Raw genomic sequence first — 22254 nt, 5'->3', positions numbered from 1 at the left:
AGAATTCTATTTTTTAGAGTGCCTTTTTTTCTTAAGAGTCATGATGAATAAAGTGAAACCTGACCCTACAGCCGCTAACCCAGCAAGAGAAAATATCCTTAAGAGGAGGTTGTTGAAGTTGTCTCTCCCCGCATAGTCCATAGTGTGGAACATCCAAAGAAAGTCAAACCAACGCCAAGCTCGGTGCCTGACTTTGGTAAACTGGCCACTCTTAGCATCTACATATGCTACCAGATTTTCAGAGGTATCGAAATGTATTGCCCATGCAGGAAGCGATGTACCTCGGTATTCGTGATGAGCCCCAGCATCAGTCAGGTAATTAACTTCCCTGATTTGGAGATTTTCTTTGATATAAATTTGAGCGATTTCTCGTGCTTCAGCCTCAGAAATCTCTGAATGAAGCTTTCCTGATTTAGCATCAAATAGCTTGCTTTCATTCACCCAATAGTAGGGTTCATGATTTACAAATCTAAGTTCTAGGGTTGAGATCTTTAGGGTGGAATCGAGCTGATTGATGTCGATTAGTTCGCTAGCATTTTCATGCATCATATGATCATTACGAAAATGATCTCCATGTATTTCATCGATATCTGTCCAACTGAAGTATAGCCCGGAAATAGTCCAAAAGATAAATTGGATTCCTATAAATACACCTAGAAATCTATGGATTCTCCGTGCATAATATTGATTGTTTTTTCTCATTATTCAGCGTTCACTGCTTCAAACGAGACCTTAGTCTTGTCCCATGAAATTGCGACTGTAGTTGTTTTGGCATCTTTTTCTTTGACTTCGAAAGTCAGCGCTTCCACAGTTTCATTTAATTTTTCTGGTTTTACATTGATCCTGATCAGATCATTGGAAGCATTATAGTCATCTGCCAAATGCATGTCCCAATCCTGATTCAGTATTATTGTCCATTCCTCTTTTCCTGGGATGGTAAAAAGCCCATATTGGCCAGCCTTTATCGTTTCGCCGTTTATGATCACATCTTTGTCAAATTTGATATTGGTAGCTTTGTGGGCACCTGTCACCCAGACTTCATTATAAGCCACAAGCCCGCCAAAAATCTGTCTCCCTCTTACACTTGGGGCACTGTAATCAATATGAATATGATTACCACCTGTCATGGCCATAGCTGAAGTTCGGGGGCTTTTGGGTACTTCCGCGGGCTTCGCCTCATGAATTTCATGTGATTCTGATTCCATTTGATGTTCCATGTGATCCATTTCATGGTTTTCTTTATTTTTTGGATTGCAGGCTGTAGTCGCAAATAAGGCTAGTAATAATAGTTTGATTTTCATATAGTTGGGCGTTTTTATTATTGAATTGTTTTGGTGACTTCTCCACAGGAGAGCATACCTTTTCCAAAGTATGGGTTCATAACTTTTTCCTCCAGACTCAGCCAATCAGCACCTTTGTTGGAATCTGCCATTGGACAATGCTGCACATAAATTTTGGAAGCCAAAGGCGTGAAATTTTCGGCCAAACCAACCATTTCATCTGAGATAGAAAGAAATGAATTTCGGATATCTTCCAGTGATTTAGCACTCTTGATTTTAACCAAATCGACTTTAATGTTTTTTTCGTAATTCATCCATTCCATATGGGCATCTCCTTTGAACTCGGACATATTTACTTTTTCCACTGAAGCAAGCATTGTAGCAGCGCTAGCTTTGGCAATGGACAGATCATCTTTGGTCAAAGCATTTTTTAATTCGAAATAGCTGTCAAAAATCAGCTTCAGCTCATCTTTAGCTTGGGGCGTTAACACTACCGCACTTGGCGATGAGTGATTAGTAGTTTCCATTTTCATTCCAGGCATTCCACCATGATTGTGTCCAGTCATTGCAGCTCCTCCATCAGGAGACATCATACTCGGTTTCCCCGCAAGTTGAGCGGCAGCATCAATGCTGAATGTGCCATTTACTGCGATTTCTTCTCCTGATTCTAAACCTGAAGTAATGACATATTCTGAGCCCAAAGATGCGCCAAGAGTTACTTCCCGAAGCTTAAAACTTACTGCTTGATCTGAAACATTCTTCACATAAACCACAGATCTCGTTCCTGTCCACATCACAGCCGTTTTTGGAACTATGATGCTGTTATCTATAGACTTACCGTTACTTTCCACTTTCCCGGATACAAACATTTCAGGCTTGAATTTCAGGTTAGAATTACTCACTTCCAGCCTTGCTTTTGCTACTCTTGTCTGAGGGTTGATCATCGGGTCGATGTAGCTGAGTTTTCCGGTGAAAGTCTCACCAGGAAGGGACTGAACAGTAAATTCGATTTGATCACCTTTTTTCACCCATTGCAATTCTGATTCATAGACGTCAAATAATACCCAGACTTTGCTGAGATCAGCAATTTGATATATAGGTTCCCCTTTGCTCACATAGTCGCCCAGATTCACCATTTTATCAGTGACATATCCTGATACATTCGCTAAAATTGGTAGTTGCTCGGTTACTTTTCCTGTAGCAAGAATTTGTGCTATCTGGGAATCAGTCAGTTTCCAATTTTTAAGTTTTTCTTTGGCTGCATTGAAAAGCGCAGGTTGGGAATCCTTGATCTTCTGTGCCTGAAAAAGTTCTTCTTGGGCGGTAGCCAATTCCGGTGAATAAATTTGGCCTAATACCTGGCCTTTTTTTACATATTCACCGGTGAAGTTTACAGACAATTCTTCAATCCTTCCCGGTATATGCGCTGATTGTGTATAATTCTGACGTTCATCAGCTTGAATTTTTCCGTTCAGACGAATTGACTTTCCAGCATCAGCATTACCAACTAGGATTGATTGTACCCCTGCAAGTTGCATTGCAGTAGGAGACATGGTTACAGCCATAGGATCAGCATCAGCATTATCATTCTCCAATGGGATTAGGTCCATTCCGCAGATTGGACAATCACCTGGCTCATTCTGTCGGATTTGAGGGTGCATGGAGCAAGTGTAGGTAATAGGGATTCCAGCGATCGACTCGACATGCTCATGTTCATCGGCTTCTAGTTTTGGAGAAGGAGCAGGCTTAAGTAGCCAACCTATGGTCAGTCCGATCAGCAAAGTGACAGCAATCAGGACAAATTTGTTATTGAATATATTTTTCATTTTGTGTATTACTTAGAATTTTTAATCCTAATGTTTACTATGTCAAATTCAATTTTTAAACTAAAATCATGAATTTGTTAAATTCCATTCACTGTAAGTTTTGCAGGTAAGCAACGAGTTCCTTTCGGTCTGAGTCAGATAATATTGCATCCTGATGTATGAGAGTGTATGAGGAAATAGGCATTTTTTTTTGCTCAATTTGTTTAATCATACTCTCTAATTTCATTTTTTCCATTCTCCCGGATAGTGATCCATATTGAGAAAGATTTAATTCTTCCTTACCCTCCCGGATATGTTTTTCAAGTAACCAAGCAGCAGGCTGAAGTTTGCTATACCATGGGTAGTTGATCTGATCACTATGGCAGTTGTAGCATGAAGTTTTAAGCATCTTTCCAATTTTCACAGGTGGATTATTAAGAATTATGAAATCATTGGAATCTGTAGGCAGGTAAGGATTTTGATTGGTGGGAATGAATTGAATTCCCACCAAAACAATAAGGAGTAAGGTTATAATAACCCCGACTACTTTTTTCATCCGATTTCTATCACTTGCTTTACAGCTCCACAGGTTTTCATTTTACCGGCAAACAAGGGATTCTTTATTTCTTCTGAATCACTCAGCCATATGCCACCTTCATTCTTATTATACATTGGACACTGCTGCTGATATAGCTTTCTATCCGAGCCTACAATTGCCAATAGATCTGTGAAGTCTTTTCCCATTGCCTCAAAATGCTCAATCTGATGATCCATTTCACTTTTGGCGATGTGCTCACTGTGTTCTTGGATAACTTCCAATATGCTACTTACTTCGGATTTCTTTTCATCGGTTAACTGATCGAATGAAATGGTTTTTGCATACTCAGCCAGTTTAGTTGCTGCTTTTGCAGCTTCTTCCTTACTGTTGTTTCCAAGAGCTGTTTTGATTTCCAAGTACTCATCTATTAGATCAGTCTTAGTGGCCGGTCCACTCATGTCCATTCCTTTATCCATGTTGTCCATAGATTCAGACATTGCATTATGGTCTTCTGATCCCATGGTATGATCCTCTTGTTTCTTTTCTCCACATGCAATTAGTGAAAAAGAAAGTCCAGCAATTAATGCCAGCGATAGAATTGTTTTTTGAGTTTTCATTTTACTTCATTTTGAATTTTACGGATACTTAGTTTTATTTATTGATGTTTACCTATGCTTTAAGTTTCTTATCTAAGCGCCTAGCAGCCAGAAATCTTATGTGCCAATGGGTGGTTTATGTATTTCTTTTTTAGATAATGTCAGTTAAGATTTGATCTGCCGTTTTAATAATTGTGCGTTGAAGGCCACGATGACTGTACTTAAACTCATCAGAGCTGCACCAATTGCTGGGCTTAGAATAATTCCGGCGCCAGCCAATACTCCTGCAGCCAAGGGAACGGCTACGATATTATATCCTGCTGCCCACCAGATATTCTGCATCATTTTTTTGTAAGTAGCAGTTCCGAATAGGATCAGGTTGGCGATGTCTATTGGGTTGCTATTGACCAAAATGATATCGGCAGTTTCAGCAGCAACGTCAGTACCTGATCCAACAGCGATTCCTACATCTGCCTGAGCTAAAGCTGGGGCATCGTTGACACCATCTCCGGTCATAGCCACGAATTCACCTTTAGCTTGTAGGTCTTTGATGATCTTTTGCTTGTCTTCCGGCAATACTTCTGAATAATAGCCGTCCAGCCCGAGTGTCTCACTTACTGCTTTGGCAACTATTTCATTGTCGCCGGTAGCCATTAAGATCTTAATTCCGTGCTTTTTAAGTGTATTGATAGCTTCTTGAGACTCATCACGGATTTCATCCGCTAATGCGATGTAACCAATAAGCTTTTCATCCGAAAGTACAAAGACTACTGTTTCATCTTCTGTTTTGAAAGCACCTTCAGGTTGTTCTATTTCTTTTTGTTTTAACCCGCCCGGGCTTAAAATACTAATCTCTTTCCCGTCAAGATTGGCTTTTATGCCCATTCCAGTGATGTTTTGGAAGTTTTCTGGCTTGCCTAGTTTTAATTCTAGCTCCTTTGATTTTCTTACAATTCCAGCTGCGATTGGATGTTCAGAACTATTTTCAAGTGCTGCTGCAATGGCGAGTAAGTCTTTATCTTCCATTCCCTCTGCTACGCTTTTGAATCTAGTCACTCCGAATTCACCTTTGGTCAAGGTTCCTGTCTTGTCAAAAATGATGGTGGTCAGGTTCCTTGAATTTTCAAAGGCAGTCCTGTTGCGAATCAACAAGCCGTGCTTAGCAGAAACGGAAGTGGAAATAGCAACAACCAATGGCACCGCCAGACCTAATGCATGGGGACAGGATATTATCATGACCGTGACCATTCTCTCCAGGGCGTAATTGAAGTCTTTGCCAAGGCTTAGCCATACTACCAAGGTGATAATTCCTGCTGCCAAAGCGATGTAGAACAACCAGCCTGCAGCTTTGTCAGCCAAATTTTGAGTATTGGACTTCGTTTTTTGTGCCTCTGTAACTAATCCTATTACTTTGGACAAGTACGACTCTTCTCCAGTGTGCTTCACTTTGATTTTTAGGGCACCATTATCATTCACTGATCCACCGATCACTTCATCGTCTTTCTGTTTTGCCACTGGTTTGGACTCACCTGTAAGCATGGATTCATTTACATGACTGCTCCCTTCCAGGATTTCACCATCAGCTGGAATTTTTTCACCTGGTCTCACTAAAATTGTGTCTCCAGATTTTAGCTCTGCAATAGGAACATCTTCGGATTCACCATTTTCCTTTATTCTCCTAGCTTCTGAAGGCATCATTTTAGCCAGTTCCTGAAGAGCATTAGAAGCTCCCATCACTGATTTCATTTCTATCCAATGTCCTAGCAGCATGATATCAATCAAACTAACCAATTCCCAAAAGAATATTTTTCCAGAAAGGCCAAAGACTACAGCTGAGCTATAGAAATAGGCTACTGAAATCGCCAGTGCAATCAATGTCATCATGCCTGGTTTTTTCTTTTTCAGTTCCTCTACCATGCCCTTTAAGAATGGCCAGCCTCCATAAAAGAAGACCACCGAGGAAAGGGCGAATTGCAAGTATCGGTCTCCTTCAAATCTGAATTCATAGCTCAAAAGCCCTTGGATCATTGGCGCCAAGACTACTATTGGCAAGGTGATCACCAGAGAAATCCAGAATCGCTTTTTGAAATCTTGGATCATATGCATATGATGCATGCTATGGTCATGACCTTTCATTCCATGCTTTCCCTTTTGATGGGATTCATGTTCCTTATGTTTATGGTCTGAATGTTCCATTTTATCTTTGTTTAAATAGCTGTCTAAAAGATTTTAAAATCTAACTGTCAATCCACCACCGGCGCCAAAACGATTGTCGTAACTTCCCATGACAGAGAAGTTTCTGGAGAAAATATAACTAGCACCCGCTGACCAGGTAGTCTCCCCTTTGTAGTTGGAGTTTTCGCCTGATTCGGGAAGGGTATTTGTCCATCCAAAATCCATTTGATATTCATAATTAGCGAAAATGGTAGTTCGTGGGAAAATCATGATTTCTCTGTTGATTCTGAATTCTGGTCTGAGTTTGCTATCAAGCCTTACATCGAGATTGAATAAGTAAGGTGTGAGGAATCGAATCCCGACCACTGCCGTAGCATTGATCTTATCAAGACTTTCGGCCACCTCATTTTCCAGGTTCACTCCAGCGAATACTCTGAAATAATCATAGAGATATCGTTCGTAGCTTACCTCTGCTTCAAAATTCTGGTTATATCCATATTCCAGATCCAAGTTGAACTGATTGCGAATATTTGAAGACATTAGGTTTAGACCTACCATTTGGGAGGCTACATTCGCAGTTCCCCAGTTAAAATATTCATCACTTTCTTTAATAAGTTTTTTTAGCGGAAAGCCTTTTAATCTTGGATCTCGTGGGGTTTCGTAAGAGAATATCCTGGCCATTCCACCCATCATATGATAAAGCACATGACAGTGGAAAAACCAATCTCCCTCTTCGGTACCTTCAAATTCAATAGTGATCTTTTGCATTGGAGGCACATTCACCGTATGCTTGAGAGGTGAATATTCTCCTTTATCGTTGATTACTCTGAAGAAATGGCCATGAAGGTGCATCGGGTGATGCATCATCGTGAGGTTGTTCAAGGTAATTCGGGTCACTTTTCCGCCTTCGATTTTTATCTTATCAGCTTCAGCTAGTGGTACTCCATTCATGCTCCAGATGTAGCGCCACATATTTCCTGTAAGATTCAGCAGGACTTCATTTACAGCTTCATTGGCTGGGAAGCTGGTTTTTTCGGGTGATTTTAGGTAGTCGTAATTGTATTCGGCGAACATATCCATACCAGGCATTTTGTCCATAGACGCACCCATGTCCATTTTACCATCCGTTTCCATAGGTTTAGCCATTGGTTGATTGTGGTCCTTTTTGGAATGATCCATACCTTGCATAGTAACTTTTTTAGAAGAATCACTTGAGCTTTTCTCTTCCATATTCATCTTGGAATGATCCATTGTCATTTCAGTCTTCTCCATCTTCGAGTGATCCTTATTCATTTCATTAGGATTCATTTCGTCCATGTTCATCTTATCATCCATTTGCATTCCCCACTTATCCATCATTTCTATTGGATTCTCTTCGGAAGGTTTAAACTTCATGGCCGGGGCTCCCATTTTCATGTCCATCTTTGCCATTTTCATCATCATTCCTATTTTGTCTGGACGGGGGACATCTGGCGCACTGAGGATATTTCCATTTCCTAAGAAAGCAGACGTTTGTCCGGAGCCGTCTTGTGCTGTTGCTCTGATTTCTATCTTTCCAGAATCTGGAATAGTGACAATGAAGTCGTAGGTCTCGGCGATGGCGATAAAAGTCTTATTGTGGACTACTGGCTCCACGTCCAGACCGTCAGCAGACACAAGCAGGGGATCCGCTCCTCCGAAAGTCAACCAAAACTGTGATGATGCAGATCCGTTGATAAACCGTACACGCACTTTCTCCCCAGGTTTCAAATCGGGGTACTCGGAGATAGACTGGCCATTTGTAAGGAAAGCATTGTAGTAAATGTCTGCAATGTCAGCACCTTCCATTCGTTGTTTCCAAAAATTCATCTGAGCACCGAAGCCTCCCCTTGCTATCACTTGATTTAGAGGGGTTGCAGTGCCTTTTTTGATGTTATACCATTCATTTCCTCGCTTTAGGTTTCGCATTACATTCATGGCTTTCTGATTGGTCCAATCAGACAGAAGAATGACCAAATCTGTATCGTATTCCAGCGTTTTCTCCTTCGGTTCAATAACTATAGAGCCGTAAACACCACTTTGCTCCTGAAGCATTGTATGCGAATGGTACCAATAGGTTCCAGCCTGCTTCAGAGGAAACTCATATTTTTGGGTTTCTCCAGGCAGTATCGGAGGTGTGGTCAGATAGGGGACTCCATCAAAGAAATTCGGAAGAAGGATCCCATGCCAATGAACTGAAGTTTCCACATCCATTTCATTTTTGACATAGATGACAGCATATCCACCTTCCTGAAAAGTCAGTGTAGGGCCTGGAATTCCACCATTAACAGTCATAGCGGGCACAGGTTTTCCAGCTTTGGTTACCATATCTTTTTTTATAGATAAAGTATAAGTCGCAGTGTCAGCTGGTGTCTGATCTGCTTTTGCCAAACTGCTGTTCTCGCCCATGCAAAGAAGAAACAGAATGGAACCAATGAGATATTTTAGCTTAAGTCTCATCGCTTATTTAGTCGCCTCCAGTCGCTCAATCATTGCCTGCATCTGAGCGATCTCCCGCTGCTGTGCTTCTATGATATCCTGCGCCAATTTCTGTGCTTCTGGATCTTGGAGATGAGCTTTTTGACTTACCATGATGGCTGAAGAGTGATGTGGAATCATGGCTTTCATCCACTGCACATCTGCAATTAAGGTTTGATTTCTCAACATAGTCAGCGTACTTATGAAAACGATTAGGGAAGAGGCTAGAATAATGTAATTGGTCTTTTTATTCTCATACATTCCCCACATAAATAGAAGCATGGAAATGGCCATAGGGGCAACCATCAAGATGGTCATATAGGTCCTGGTAGTGCTCAGCATGACATGCTCGAATAAATCTGCATTTAGAAACATTACTCCATACATAATGACAAAGGAAACTGCCATCATTGCTGCGAATTTTAAATAGTTCTTACTTTTCATAATCAGAAGGTTTTAGCGGTTATATAATTGATTTGAGCCAAGGAAGTTTGATAAGCTACCGTGGCTTTGAGTTTCATTTTTTGGTATTCCAACAGTTGTTGCTGTACCCTCAAGACCTCTTCAAAGTCGTTTCCTGAATTGCTATAGGCAGAATAAAGTAATTCCAGAGTTTGCTCGGATGTTTGCACTTGTTTGCTATACAGCGAGATCAGATTCTCCTGAATCTCCATGTCGGTGGAGAAGCGGTAATAGGAGCCAAATAGTTTATTGTTGAGTTCGTCCTTCTCCAGTTGATAAGATTCCTGCATAAGTTTGGCTTCCTTCTGTGCACCCTTATATTTCCCTCTGAAAATCGGTAGGCTCATCGTGACCATAGGCATCAAGACATTTTTCCCGTTATCTGGGATGTCCATATCTGTTCTTTCGCCGACAAGTACATAATCGACACCTGCACCTAGCTTTGGCATTCCTTGCTTTTGGGCAACACGCACGCTTGCTTCACTGGCCTGAATTTTCAAATCTATACTCCCCAACATGGGGTTTGCCTGGATTGAATCAGTTGAAATCTGCCGGTCAGCATCCGTGATTTGGAGCATCTCAGAGATCTCAACGGGGGAATCATGAGATCTGGAAAGCAGGGAATTGAACCATGAATTTCTTCCTTTGATTTTCATCTGTAGCACTTCGATGTTAGTTTTGGTTGCCTGAATCATAATTTCTACTCGTAGTGCATCTGCAAGAGAACCTTGGCCGTTTTCGAATTTTGAAGTAGCTAATGAGTAATAAGTTTCAAGGATTTTCAGATTCTCCCGTTCTAGGTTTATCAATTCGTGCGTTTCTACCAAAGGATAATAAACAGTGGCCAATTGGCTGTATAGTTGGTTCTTAGCATCCAGAAATTCCTGATATTTTGCTTCAGCCATGAAGGAAGCTACATCTTTCTGAGCTCTTAGCGTACCGAACCAAGGGAACATCTGCGTCAAAGAAAAGCGGGCATTCTGAGGACCAACTCTGGTTTCAACCGGAGATATGAAATATCCAAAAGACAGGTTTGGATCTTGTAAGGATCCTACCTGCGGGATTTTTTCCATGGCAGCTTCAAATGCTTTGTATTTAGCTTGAAGACCTGGATTGTTTTCAGCGCCTATTCGAAAATAGTCTTCTAAACTTTGCGAACTAGCTGAGAAACTCATACCCAGAAGCAAAAGAATGGAAAGTGTGATAGTTTTCATTTTCAGCTTTTTTTAAGTTTTCGTTCTTCCCGGATGGAGTATAAGACAGGTACAATAAAGTAGGTGATAGCAGCCACGATCATTCCTCCAAAAGCCGGAATAGCCATCGGAATCATGATATCTGACCCTCGTCCCGAGGAGGTTAAAATCGGAAGTAAGGCTATAATGGTAGTAGCCGAAGTCATGACTGCCGGTTTTATTCGACGCTGTCCAGCTTCCACAATTGCCTTTCGTATTCCTTTAAAATTGTCAGTTTTGTTGCGTTCAAAACTCTGGTCCAGATAAGTAGCCATCAGCACCCCATCATCGGTAGCAATACCAAAAAGCGCAATGAACCCAACCCAAACCGCTACGCTCAGATTTATTTGGTGTACTTGGAACAGGTCCCGCATATTTGTGCCAAAGAGGTTAAAATCAGCAAACCAAGGCTGGCCGTAGAACCATAGCGTAATAAAAGCCCCGGAGAACGCCATAGCAATTCCAGTGAAGACCATGAAAGTGGTGCTTACGGATTTGAACTGGAAATAAAGAATCAAAAAGATAATGACCAACACTGCCGGGACGATGATGCTCAGGCGTTTTTCTGCACGAACCTGATTTTCGTAGCTACCGGAGAATTTGTAAGTCACTCCAGTTGGGACTTCCAGCTCGCCTGAATCAATTTTGCTTTGGATCAGCCGTTTGGCATCCTCGACTGTGGTCACTTCAGAATTCCCATCCCGCTTATCGAAAAGCACATAACCCACCAAAAAAGTCTCCTCACTTTTGATTGCCTGAGGTCCCCGGACATAGTCGAAGTCAACAAGTTGCCCTAAAGGGATTTGAGCTCCTGTAGGGGTAGAAACATAGATTTTGGACAAGCTCTCAGGATCATCCCGTAATTCCCGTGGATAGCGAACACGGACAGGGAATCGCTGCCGTCCTTCTACGGTGGTAGTGATATTCATGCCTCCAATAGCCGTTTCTATTGTTTGCTGTACATTTTCTATTGTTAAACCAAATCGGGCGATTTTCTCTCGGTTTATATTGAGCTGTAGATAGGGCTTCCCGACAATTCTATCAGCGAATACTGCTTCTTCTTTGACTGAGGGAACCTGCTTTAATATAGTTTCCAGTTGAATGCCAAAGTTCTCTATGGTCTGCAAATCAGGGCCATAGACTTTGATTCCCATGGGTGCCCGCATGCCAGTTTGGAGCATAACCAGTCGGGTTTCAATGGGTTGGAGCTTAGGTGCGGATGTGATTCCTGGGATTTTTGTGACTGCAATAATTTCATTCCAGATATCATCTGGGGATTCTATATGATCGCGCCAGTTTCTGTAATACATCCCATTCTCATCAGGGATCAAATTTTTTGTAGACTTATTTTGTGCAAGAGCGTCCTGATTCGATAGGGTGTCACCAGAGGCAAATATGAACCTACCTTCTTTATCAATTTTGAAACGCTGTTTATGCCCTTTGGAGTTGAGAAGATATTCTGACTTGTAATTAATGATATTCTCGTACATGGAAATCGGAGCTGGATCGAGTGCAGATTCTACTCTTCCCAATTTCCCAACTGTCAGATCAACCTCCGGAATGTTAGTCAACAGCATATCCAATTGACCAATAATTTTTCTATTGTAAGCAATGCCAGAGTGAGGCATCGCAGTTGGCATGAGTAGGAAGCTTCCTTCATTCAGAGAAGGCATAAATTCCTTTTGCATCCCCGGGAAAGTATGTGATAAGCTAGACCATGGTTTACTGGATTGAATATCCCAACCTATGAGATTGGTGGCTTTGGGAATTAGTCCAAAGGCGGCATTAAAGCCAAGCCAAACGGTTGCTCCCAACAAAATTAAGGCTGCAGGAATACTGAGGAAGGCAGTTTTGTTGTCTAGGCACCAGGTTAATACACGTTTGTAATTGTATTCCAATATGGAGAATGCACCTAAGATCAGGCTAACCAAAATGGCGACAAATAGCACATTGGCAATAATAGAATGAGAAGCTCCTAGTGGTAGCCAATAAGTAGCTAAGAGCCATACCACTCCTACGATTGCCAGAATAATTTCAAGTTGATTGTATACAGGTAGAATGCGAGTTGGGATGGTTCTCGCTTCTTTTTCTACATAGAATTTTGCAAAAGAAATGATGCTAAAGAATACCAACATTATCCCTGCCCAAGTATAACCGTAAATCAGAGCTCCAATACCGAGCATAAGTAATAAACCATTACCTAATAGCTTGTACCGCTGATTTTTGACTTTGAAACCAAAAAATACATGAGCTAACATAGGTAGAATCAATAATGAAACTATCAAAGCTGCTATAAGAGCAAAAGTCTTGGTATAGGCTAGAGGACCAAATAGTTTTCCCTCTGCAGCTTCCATGGTAAAAACAGGAATAAAGCTCACAATAGTTGTAGACACTGCAGTTAGAATTGCAGTAGCTACTTCGGAAGATCCCTTGTATATGGTCGTGATTAATTTTTGCTCAGGTGGAGCTTCGTCAATGTGTTTGATGATGTTTTCAGAAAGTATAATTCCAAGATCCACCATAGTTCCGATAGCGATGGCTATACCTGAAAGAGCTACGATGTTTGCATCTACTCCGAAGTAGCGCATGGCTATAAAAACCATGAGAATGGCGATCGGTAATAAACTGGAAATCAAGATGGAAGCTCTGAGATTATAAACCATCACGATTACCACCAAAATAGTAATCAGGATCTCTAGCGAAAGAGCCTCTTCCAACGTTCCTAAAGTTTCCTGGATCAGGGTTGACCTATCGTAAAATGGCACTATAGTCAACTGACTTATACGGCCATCTGCCAAAGTCTTTTTGGGAAGACCCGGAGCTATTTCGTTGATTTTCTCTTTGAGGTTATTGATGACCTGAAGGGGGTTGGAACCGTATCGAGCGACTACAACTCCGCCTACTACTTCAGCCCCATCTTTATCGAGAAGCCCTCTTCTGTTTGCAGGTCCTAGGCTCACTACGCCGATATCCTTTATTCGGACCGGAACGTTTTGCTCGACAGCAACTACAGCCTCTTCCAGATCTTCTACCTTTTTGATGTAACCTAAGCCGCGGACTAAATACTCTGCTTGATTGATTTCTATAGTTTTAGCACCTACATCCCGGTTGGATTGCTTTACCGCCTCCATGACTTTCATTAAGGGAATATTGTAGGCTTTAAGTGCGTCAGGGTTAACATCCACTTGATATTCCTGTACAAATCCACCAATAGAAGCTACTTCAGAAACGCCTTCGACTGCATTTAATCCATATTTCACAAAGAAGTCTTGGACAGTTCTGATCTCATGGAGATCCCAGCCCCCAGTAGGATTTCCTTGTTCATCTCTACCTTCGAGTGTGTACCAATATACTTGCCCCAGTGCTGTGGCATCGGGTCCCAATCCTGGTTGAACAGCTTCTGGAAGTAGCCCTGCCGGTAATGAACTGAGTTTTTCCAGAATTCTGGATCTTGACCAATAAAATTCTGTGTCTTCATCAAAGATGATGTAGATGCTTGAAAAGCCAAAAATAGAGGAACTGCGGATGGACTTGACACCTGGAATTCCTAATAAGTAAGTCGTAAGTGGGTAGGAAATCTGGTCTTCAATATCCTGGGGAGATCTTCCTGGCCATTGTGTGAATACGATCTGTTGATTTTCGCCAATATCTGGAATGGCATCCACTGGAACAGGATCGGAAGGTAGAGCACCTACTTTCCAACCAAATGGAGCAGTCACTATGCCCCATGCAATCAGAGCAATCAGTAAGAGTACGGTAACGAGTTTATTCTCAAGAAAATACTTGATAATTGAGTTAAGCATGATTTAATCCTGGTAAAAGGGGAAACTAGAATAAAGAGGCTAGGTAGTTGAAAGCTACTAGGAAAAAAGAGGTCGGATGACCGATTACCAGGAAGTATTAAATCAGGAATGATTGAAAAAGAACTGTGTAGTTTTTTTCAATCGAAGGGGGGGAAATAAATGGATTTATATAAGCTTTAGTACTTGTTAATTCAATGCCAAAGATAAAGGATTGGGTAAATGCCGCAACAAAAATTAGTTGGGCTGAATCTAATTGAAGAACTTTTAATTGTTGATCCCCATCGTTATGAACAAGTTCAAAACTATTTTGACAACATGGGTTTGCTTCACTTAAGCCCCCTTCTTCAGAAGAAGAAGACTTTTGGTGTTTCATACCACAATCCAAATTTTTGGCAGAAAGACCTATTGCATTTAACATTTCAGATCCCATGCATATATGACTGCTTTTCGCCAAACCGATGTTTGTGAAAAGAAGTAAAAATGCTAAAACTATGGAAAATGATTTTTTCACTAATACAATTATAGGATAAATTCCTGAGGCTTTGAAATAATTTAGCTGAATCTTAATCTACGCAATTTTCTTAATTGGGTTTAAGATTTCCTTTAAACTTTGCAAAGAAATATTTTTTGCAACTTCTGACTTATCTGAAAGCATGTGAGAATTGGAAGTGTATTTGGCTTATTGCAATGGTTTTTAACAACAACTTTCGTTTTCTTGAATTAGTGAACAAGGTACTGTTCCATATAGAAAAACTGCCATGCATTTTTTGGCAGATCCTCTGATTTTTTATGTCTGCAGTTTGGACAATTTATTTCTGGTTTTAATTGAACTACCATTTGTTTTCATCTTTGTCGGTTACGCTATAGACTGTTGAATTAATTGCTTTCTCGATTTCTGTTTTTTCAAATTCAATAATTACATTTCCATTTTCAAAGGACGTTTTTGAGTATACGATTCCGTTGAATTTATTTAAGTCGTGACTTAAGTGGACTTAGCAACTCACACAAGTCATTCCGTTGATTTTGGTTTCAGTTGTTTCAATGTCCGATTTTTCGGCAATGAATAGGTCCATTTCTATATTTGGGTAAATTAATTTTGAAAAATATGGTTTGTTTACTAGATAGTTTACTATTTAAACTTGACCTCAATTATAGTTTCCCCCTCCCCATCAATTCCCTGGCATATTTTGATTTTCCGTTGTTCTTGTTCAATGTAAGATTCATTTTTGAGTTTTGGACTCTCCATAAAATAAGCTGTATTCTTAATTTATTTTAACTTATCTCGGAGTGCCTTCATGTCAAAACTTATCTTCGTATCTAGGATTTTGGCATAGTGCTGTGTCTGCTTAAGGGATTTGTGTCCGAGCATTTTTGATACGGTTTCGATAGGGACTCCGTTGGCAAGCGTGATTGTTGTCGCAAATGTGTGCCTTGCTATATGAAAAGTGAGTGGTTTATTGATCTCGCAGACATCTGCGATTTCCTTAAGATACGAATTCATCTTTTGGTTGCTCAATACTGGTAGGACATGAGCCCCGTCCTGGCATTGAGGATGGTTCTTATATTTTTCAATAAGCTCCAAAGCTTTTGGTAATAAGGGCAAACGGGTAGGAGAATCTGTTTTTTGTCGATGGGTATAAATCCATTTTTCCCCATCTATTCCCGTAGAAATCTGATTCCTTTTTAGATTTTTGACATCTATATAGGCTAGTCCAGTAAAGCAGCTAAACAGGAAAATATCCCTAACCTGGCTAAGACGTTGTATAGAGAATTTTTTCTCTATTAAATTTTCTATTTCATGCCAAGTAAGAAAAACCCTGTTGTTGACTTTGGTCGCCATCTTGAAACGGATGAATGGGTTTCTGTCAAGCCATCCATTATTGATGCAGATTAGAACTACTTTTTTAAAGTTGTTGAGATATTTTACAGTGGTATTGTGATTGCAATTTCTAATACTCTTAAGCCAGAAAGCGTAGGATGAGATAAACTCGTAATCTAACTGCTTTATGTCCATATCCTTTTTCTTGTACTTCCAGTTAATAAATGAGCGGGTGTGGTCCAGCGAGGTTTTGTAGCGTAGCAGGGTCCCTTCTGCGAAATCCTTTCCTACCAATGATTCTAAATTATCATTGTGTTCTTGGAAGATTTCCAGGATCATTTTTCTTTTTTCTCCAATACCAAGGATAATATTTTTCAAGGATTCGGCGGAAATTTCCTTGTCTGATTCAAGTAATTGTTTTTTCGCCTGAAGTACTTTGTGATGGATGGTGTCCAAATAGGCATTTAATTCTCTGGCATCTTCTTTTGTCCCCTCTGCTCTACCAAAAGAGGTATTCCATCGTGAAACTGCCCACAATCTTTTGGTAGACAGTTCTTTTGATTGACCATCCACGGTAATCCTGAGGTAGACATACCTCGCTGATCCGGTTTCTTTTTTGGATTGTTTCAAGAAGAAGTGCAATCCGAAGCTTTTTTCTAACATGACAAATTAGTTTAAAGTTAAATAAAACTCGAAAATCAGGCTCTAAATAACAAGAAGCTCAATATATGAACATGTTCATAATCAGTTAACTATGACTTCCAGCCAGCGTCTTTTTTTTGGGAGAAGCCGAACTACACGAATGACGCAACTGAATTTTGAGTAATTGTGAAGATTTTGGTGGTTTTAGCCACAAAAAAAAGCCTGCAAAGAGTCTTTTTGCAGGCTTTAATTTTACAATTCTGAAAAGCTAAAATCTGATAATCTAAAATTAAAAGACTGTTAATCAGCTATTTAATTCCTTTTAATCAATTTATTGAAGTCATTTTGTATAATTTCTTCAACTTTTTTTTAGCTTTTTCCGTGGAGCTGGCGAGATTCGAACTCGCGTCCAGATAAGGAAACAACGTACCGTCTACATGCTTAGTTACCTGTTGGGTTTTCGATCGAAATATGCTGGGTAACACACCTAGTTTCGACTTAGCTACTGGGTCTTAAGCCTGCATAATAGCATCACAAGCAGCATTCTGATCAAGTCGACACCTCAGATCCACCCGGACCAGACAACGGGCGGTGAGATGTGGCCGGGGAATTACTCTCGTAACTCAACCCTTCAAGCGATCTATCCTATAAAGGTTAGATTAGGCAGCCATAGCGTAAGATTCTTCGCCATTTATAGTGCGTATGAATTTTTCAAGGCCGTACATACTCCAGCCTGCATGCGAGCCCGATCTTTACACTTACTGTCAAAACCGGTCAGCCCCATTTGAATTAGGTTGACAAAAGTAATGGAAAAATAGTTCCGACATGAAGTTGGTGCAATTAAATTGATTAAGTCAAAGATCAGTGTTCAGTGGCCAAGCTGAAAACTGAACACTGATCTCTGAATACTGTTTTAAATTCTCCAAAAGGATGGGCTTCAAACTCAATTCTTTACGGAAAATCTTTTGAATAGCTTGGATTTCAGGCTTCCTGAGTATAGAGTTTTTTATATCTTGCGGTGATGGAAAATTTCGTCGTTTCGGCAAGAAAATACAGACCGGCAGATTTCAAGAGCGTAGTAGGGCAGCAGCATATCACTACCACGCTTCAGAATGCTATTAAAAACAATCACTTAGCTCAGGCTTTTTTGTTTTGTGGTCCACGTGGAGTGGGTAAGACTACCTGTGCCCGTATCCTTGCCAAGACGATCAACTGTGAAGATTTGCAAGCAGACTTCGAAGCCTGCGGCAAATGTGAATCCTGCGTTTCCTTCCAAAATAACAGTTCCTTCAATATATACGAACTCGATGCTGCTTCTAACAACTCCGTAGATGATATCCGTAACCTGGTCGATCAGGTACGCTATGCTCCGCAAAAGGGACAGTACAAAGTCTATATTATTGATGAGGTTCACATGCTTTCAAATCAAGCCTTCAATGCCTTTTTGAAGACTTTGGAAGAGCCTCCTAAGTATGCCATCTTTATTTTAGCTACAACGGAAAAGCATAAAATCATCCCAACAATACTTTCCCGCTGTCAGATTTTTGATTTCAATCGAATTCAGATAAAAGATATTTCTGGTCATCTCCAGTACATTGCAGAGAAAGAGAAAGTAGATTATGAGGAAGAAGCGCTTAGATTGATCGCGACCAAAGCAGATGGAGCACTTCGGGATGCACTTTCCATGTTTGACTTGATTGTTACTTATTCCGCGGGGAAGAAGGTAACCTATCATGAGACTATTGGCAATCTTCATATTCTGGATTACGATTATTATTTTAAGGTGCTGGATGCTTTGGTCACTGAAGATCTTTCTCAAGTCTTATTGATTTTCGACGAGATTCTGAAGAAAGGCTTTGATGGACATAATTTCATTGTTGGCCTTTGCGAACATTTAAGAGATTTATTAGTAGCGAAAGATCCTGCTACTGTTGAGTTGATAGAAGTATCGGAATCTGCTAAAGAGCGCTATTTGCAGCAGACAGAAGCGGCTTCTGCTTCCTTTTTACTTTCTGCATTGAACATCGCCAATCAATGCGATATCCATTATAAGACGTCAAAGAATCAGCGTTTACATGTGGAGTTGGCTCTAATGAAAATGGCCAAACTTCCTCAGGCCTTCCGTCTTTCTATGATGGCTGCAGAGGACGCAAAAAAAAAAGCCTGACAGCCCCAGAACCTGAATCTCAAAAGCAACCAATTCCTTTTCCGTCAACTTCAAGTACAACGAAGACTAGTCTTTTGCAAAAGACTATTTCTATCCCAAAAAATCTAGGGCATACAAAGCAATTAGCTGATCAGAAGGCTAAGAATGAAATACAACAGGCTAAATCTAACGAGAGTGAGGAGGTAGTTGAAGTTAAAATTGAAGGAAGAGATCTTACTCAGGATATATTAGATCAAGTCTTCCCACAGGTGAGGGAGCACTTTCAGAAGCTTGGGAAAAGTATGGAATTGGCGATTCTTGGCCAATCCATCAAGATGAACTCAAACACAGTTATTCTCGAAGTGATGGGTCATGTGCAAGAAGAGATTGCACTGAAAATGAAGCCGGAGTTAGTTCGAATTATCCGGGAGTTAGGTGAAGTCAATCACTTTAAAGTAGAAGTTGAGATAAAAGAAGAATTGGAATCTGAGCGAAATAAGCTCTATACGAGTACCGACAAATTCAATTTTTTAAAGGAAAAACACGCCGCATTGGGTGAGTTTCAACGTAGGTTTGGATTGGAGACTGACTTTTAAAAATCCAGCGAAATTCCGAAGTTTATGAGGTTCTGAAGCTGCACAGCTTGCCTGGACGTCCCGTCATCCTGTTTGATAAACACTTCCTCATCATAAATAAGCACCGTCTCAATCCGGGTAGAAATGAATTTATTCACCTGCATTCTAATCACAGATTTAAAATTGACCACCATATTTCCAAACACCTCATAATTAGAGAAAAGGTTGATATCTGATTTCCAGGTGACATTTTTCATCAGTTGAACGTCTGTCACTGAGGCAGCAACTGACACCCCGGCCTCAGCTCTAACATTTTCTCCAGGTACTACACCGAATGCACCTGCTCGACTGAGTGAGTCATCCAATACAATAGTAAATCTACCGGTGAAAGGGGAAAGTATAACTGAAAGCTTACTCTTGTCTTTATACGTTTTTCGGTAGTTAAGACCCGTGGAAGACTGCACATAGCCAGGAGACAGTAAGTCTGATATTTTTGTTCGGATTTCAACATCACTTCCCGCTGGTCTGGAAAATTTGTAACCAGCAAGCAGCTGCGTCCTCGCATCTAATTGAGTGGATAAGTAGAAAAATTCAGAAAGCTCCCGACCGTAGTTACTGACAAAAGTGAAATTGTCATTCGTCTTTCTGGTTTTAAAATCCCTGTCGTCCTGTCGGTTGAAACCTAGACTTACAGTGAGCTGAGTGTCCCAAACCTTATTATCTTTTTTGTAATTGGCGAAAAGCGTTAAGCCAGAGTTCATTGCAAAAGTACTTGCGCCACCGGCTGCCCAGTTTGATAAAGTGACTTGCTGAATATTTAGGTTATAATTGCCCCCCGTTTTCCAGAAAATTTCTTTTACAGGCTCCTCAACAAACAGAGAATCTCCAAGCATCAATAAAGTGTCCCCATTGATGAGGACAGTATCAGGTATGTATTGCCTGTCCTGAGCCTGCAAAGTGTGGCTGAGGCATACTAGAAGTAATCCAAAAATTAGGAGATATTTTGACATTTAAAAAGCGTGGAAAATTGCAATTTAAGGGCGAAAGATAACCAATTTCTGCCCTATGGATATGATGTTTTGGGTCCCAATATTGTTCCAACTTTTCAACTGGTTGACAGTCACACCGTATTTCTTACTTATAGCAAATAATGTGTCTCCACTGGAAACGGTATGTGTTATTTTTGAGCTAGAAGTATTACTAGTATCCGCAGTTGAATTACTTACAGCCGGTTGATTTGTAGCTGGAGTTGATGTACTAGCTGCTACAACTTCTCTTGTTGGTGCTGGATTATTGAGTTTCACCACTGGAATATCCTCTCCACGTTTTCTATGTTCTTGAAGGTTTAGTACCATTCCAACTTTCAAGTCTCTGTCCTTTCTGATTCGGTTCTTAGACTTCAGCGCGGAGAGTTTTATGCCATATTTCTGCGAAATGCTCCATAGGGTTTCGCCTGAGCGTACGATGTGTGTGGCTACTTCAGCACTCGCATTCTTTTTCTCAGTATAGTAATATTCACCAGCTTCGATTCGCTCTCCTTTGTCCAAATCATTCAGTCTCCTGAATTTATTTTCTCTTATACCCACTCGGTCTGAGAAAGTACTTTGAGTGGTCGATTGAGCAGCTTGGACACCCTCTAGGTTGTTCACTGTGATCTGATCTGGCTGAGATGCTTTGGTCGTATTTCCTGAAATTCTCGGGTAAGAGTTCGCTTGCTTATATGCTGGTGAAGTAGAAGTAGTGGTCGAGCTAGGACTTTGAGTGCTGGGCTTTGCTTCAGTGATAATTGCCGGCTTCGTAGGTAGCGAACCGTCTTTCACATAAATCACCGTATAGACTCTATCTCCAGGGATTTTTCCATTTTTCGTCCAGAGATTGTAATCTTTTAAATGCTGCTCGGTCACCCCATACCTTTTAGCTAAAGCGGCCAAGGTAGTTGGGCCTTGTACCCGCTCTTCTGCCATGTACTGTCCACTGCTAACGAGCATGGTTTTTTGACTTCCAAATGCGATCTTATGAGCTAAGAATTTTTTGAAATACCAATGTGTGTTTCTGTCAACATCTACGATTCGCTTTCCATTGTATTGGGTGCCAAAGTAAGCCTTCGCACCTCCTAGACCCATTTGATAGGACACCAAAGCACACATCCAATTGTCGAACGTATTGTTATGTTTTTGTAAATAGAGTGCGGCACCTTTGGTTGCATTGACAATATTTTTCCGATCATCGATCTGATTGTCTACTCTGAGAAAAACCTCCTCAGCTGTACCCTGTTTGAACTGCCAAAACCCAACTGCATTGGAAGTGGAAACTGCGTCTCCAATCAGGCCGCTTTCCTGAATTGCCAAGTATTTTAAATCTAAGGGCACACCTGAATTTCTAAGCTCCCGCTCGATGATCGGCATATAGAGATTGACTCGATCTTGCTTTACTTTGAAATAGGCAGGATTTCGGTATTGTGCATCTACGTCTAGCTGGATTTCACGGCGAGCCTGGGGGTTGATTCTTATGATAAGATCTGCAAATTCCAACTCAGCAGGGACTTGCGGTATTTGGGCCATGGACTCTTGGCCAAAAAATACTAGCAAGATGAAAAGAAGGTAGGGAATACTGTAGGTTTTCATTCGAAAAAGGCTTTCATCATCGATTCTGCCTCATTTTAGCAAAAATGATTCCCCTTTTCGC

The 22254-nt window shown here is 40.7% G+C and carries 16 protein-coding genes and 1 other RNA gene; 2 read left to right on the top strand and 15 right to left on the bottom strand.

Going from position 1 to position 22254, the window contains the following annotated elements; all coding sequences use genetic code 11:
• Positions 1-6: 6 nt before the first annotated feature.
• From LV83_RS14645 to ssrA, 13 genes are all read right to left on the bottom strand, one after another.
• A complete protein-coding gene (locus LV83_RS14645) occupies positions 7-702 on the bottom strand; it encodes a PepSY domain-containing protein (RefSeq protein ID WP_035464681.1) in 696 nt (231 codons plus the stop codon).
• Positions 702-1301, bottom strand: coding sequence for a DUF2911 domain-containing protein (locus tag LV83_RS14640; protein ID WP_245947065.1), 600 nt, complete (start codon positions 1299-1301; stop codon positions 702-704). Before LV83_RS14640 ends, LV83_RS14645 begins: the two co-directional genes overlap by 1 nt.
• Before the next feature lie 17 nt (positions 1302-1318).
• Positions 1319-3106, bottom strand: coding sequence for an efflux RND transporter periplasmic adaptor subunit (locus tag LV83_RS14635; protein ID WP_111612293.1), 1788 nt, complete (start codon positions 3104-3106; stop codon positions 1319-1321).
• Between the two features lie 88 nt (positions 3107-3194).
• Positions 3195-3641 carry a heme-binding domain-containing protein gene (locus tag LV83_RS14630; protein WP_111612292.1) on the bottom strand — a complete coding sequence of 149 codons (447 nt, stop codon included), beginning with the start codon at positions 3639-3641 and terminating at the stop codon, positions 3195-3197.
• Entirely contained in the window at positions 3638-4240 is a 603-nt protein-coding gene (locus LV83_RS14625) for a DUF3347 domain-containing protein (protein ID WP_111612291.1), read from the bottom strand. The genes LV83_RS14630 and LV83_RS14625 overlap by 4 nt, the downstream gene beginning before the upstream one ends.
• 144 nt (positions 4241-4384) lie before the next feature.
• Entirely contained in the window at positions 4385-6415 is a 2031-nt protein-coding gene (locus LV83_RS14620) for a copper-translocating P-type ATPase (protein WP_111612290.1), read from the bottom strand.
• Between the two features lie 33 nt (positions 6416-6448).
• Positions 6449-8872 carry a multicopper oxidase domain-containing protein gene (locus LV83_RS14615; protein WP_111612289.1) on the bottom strand — a complete coding sequence of 808 codons (2424 nt, stop codon included), beginning with the start codon at positions 8870-8872 and terminating at the stop codon, positions 6449-6451.
• 3 nt (positions 8873-8875) lie between these two features.
• The gene (locus tag LV83_RS14610) at positions 8876-9334 is read right to left on the bottom strand and encodes a DUF305 domain-containing protein (RefSeq protein WP_111612288.1); all 459 of its coding nucleotides are present in this window, start codon (positions 9332-9334) and stop codon (positions 8876-8878) included.
• A gap of 2 nt (positions 9335-9336) precedes the next feature.
• Positions 9337-10566: a TolC family protein gene (locus LV83_RS14605; RefSeq protein WP_111612287.1), complete on the bottom strand. Its 1230-nt coding sequence runs from the start codon at positions 10564-10566 to the stop codon at positions 9337-9339.
• Positions 10567-10568: 2 nt separating this feature from the next.
• Positions 10569-14387 (bottom strand): efflux RND transporter permease subunit, encoded by a 3819-nt coding sequence (locus LV83_RS14600; protein WP_111612286.1) that lies wholly within the window; start codon positions 14385-14387, stop codon positions 10569-10571.
• A gap of 97 nt (positions 14388-14484) precedes the next feature.
• Positions 14485-14898 (bottom strand): HYC_CC_PP family protein, encoded by a 414-nt coding sequence (locus LV83_RS14595; protein WP_146613727.1) that lies wholly within the window; start codon positions 14896-14898, stop codon positions 14485-14487.
• 756 nt (positions 14899-15654) lie between these two features.
• Positions 15655-16869: a site-specific integrase gene (locus LV83_RS14590; RefSeq protein ID WP_111612284.1), complete on the bottom strand. Its 1215-nt coding sequence runs from the start codon at positions 16867-16869 to the stop codon at positions 15655-15657.
• A gap of 358 nt (positions 16870-17227) precedes the next feature.
• Positions 17228-17630, bottom strand: a transfer-messenger RNA (tmRNA) gene (ssrA, locus tag LV83_RS14585).
• A gap of 239 nt (positions 17631-17869) precedes the next feature.
• Here ssrA and LV83_RS14580 point away from each other — a divergent pair.
• On the top strand, positions 17870-19015 hold the full coding sequence (locus LV83_RS14580) for a DNA polymerase III subunit gamma/tau (RefSeq protein ID WP_111612283.1): 1146 nt from the start codon (positions 17870-17872) through the stop codon (positions 19013-19015).
• Positions 19016-19089: 74 nt separating this feature from the next.
• Positions 19090-19590 carry a DNA polymerase III subunit gamma/tau gene (locus LV83_RS14575; RefSeq protein WP_111612282.1) on the top strand — a complete coding sequence of 167 codons (501 nt, stop codon included), beginning with the start codon at positions 19090-19092 and terminating at the stop codon, positions 19588-19590.
• On the opposite strand, the gene LV83_RS14570 is transcribed toward LV83_RS14575, so the two are convergent.
• Together LV83_RS14570 and LV83_RS14565 are read right to left on the bottom strand one after the other, a co-directional pair.
• Positions 19587-20579 carry a DUF3078 domain-containing protein gene (locus LV83_RS14570; protein ID WP_111612281.1) on the bottom strand — a complete coding sequence of 331 codons (993 nt, stop codon included), beginning with the start codon at positions 20577-20579 and terminating at the stop codon, positions 19587-19589. The genes LV83_RS14575 and LV83_RS14570 overlap by 4 nt on opposite strands.
• Positions 20580-20603: 24 nt before the next feature.
• Positions 20604-22193: a lytic transglycosylase domain-containing protein gene (locus LV83_RS14565; protein ID WP_111612280.1), complete on the bottom strand. Its 1590-nt coding sequence runs from the start codon at positions 22191-22193 to the stop codon at positions 20604-20606.
• Positions 22194-22254: the final 61 nt, after the last annotated feature.

This window comes from Algoriphagus yeomjeoni (assembly GCF_003259505.1).
Taxonomy (GTDB): Bacteria; Bacteroidota; Bacteroidia; order Cytophagales; family Cyclobacteriaceae; genus Algoriphagus; species Algoriphagus yeomjeoni.
This window is presented reverse-complemented; position numbering and strand designations above follow the sequence as displayed.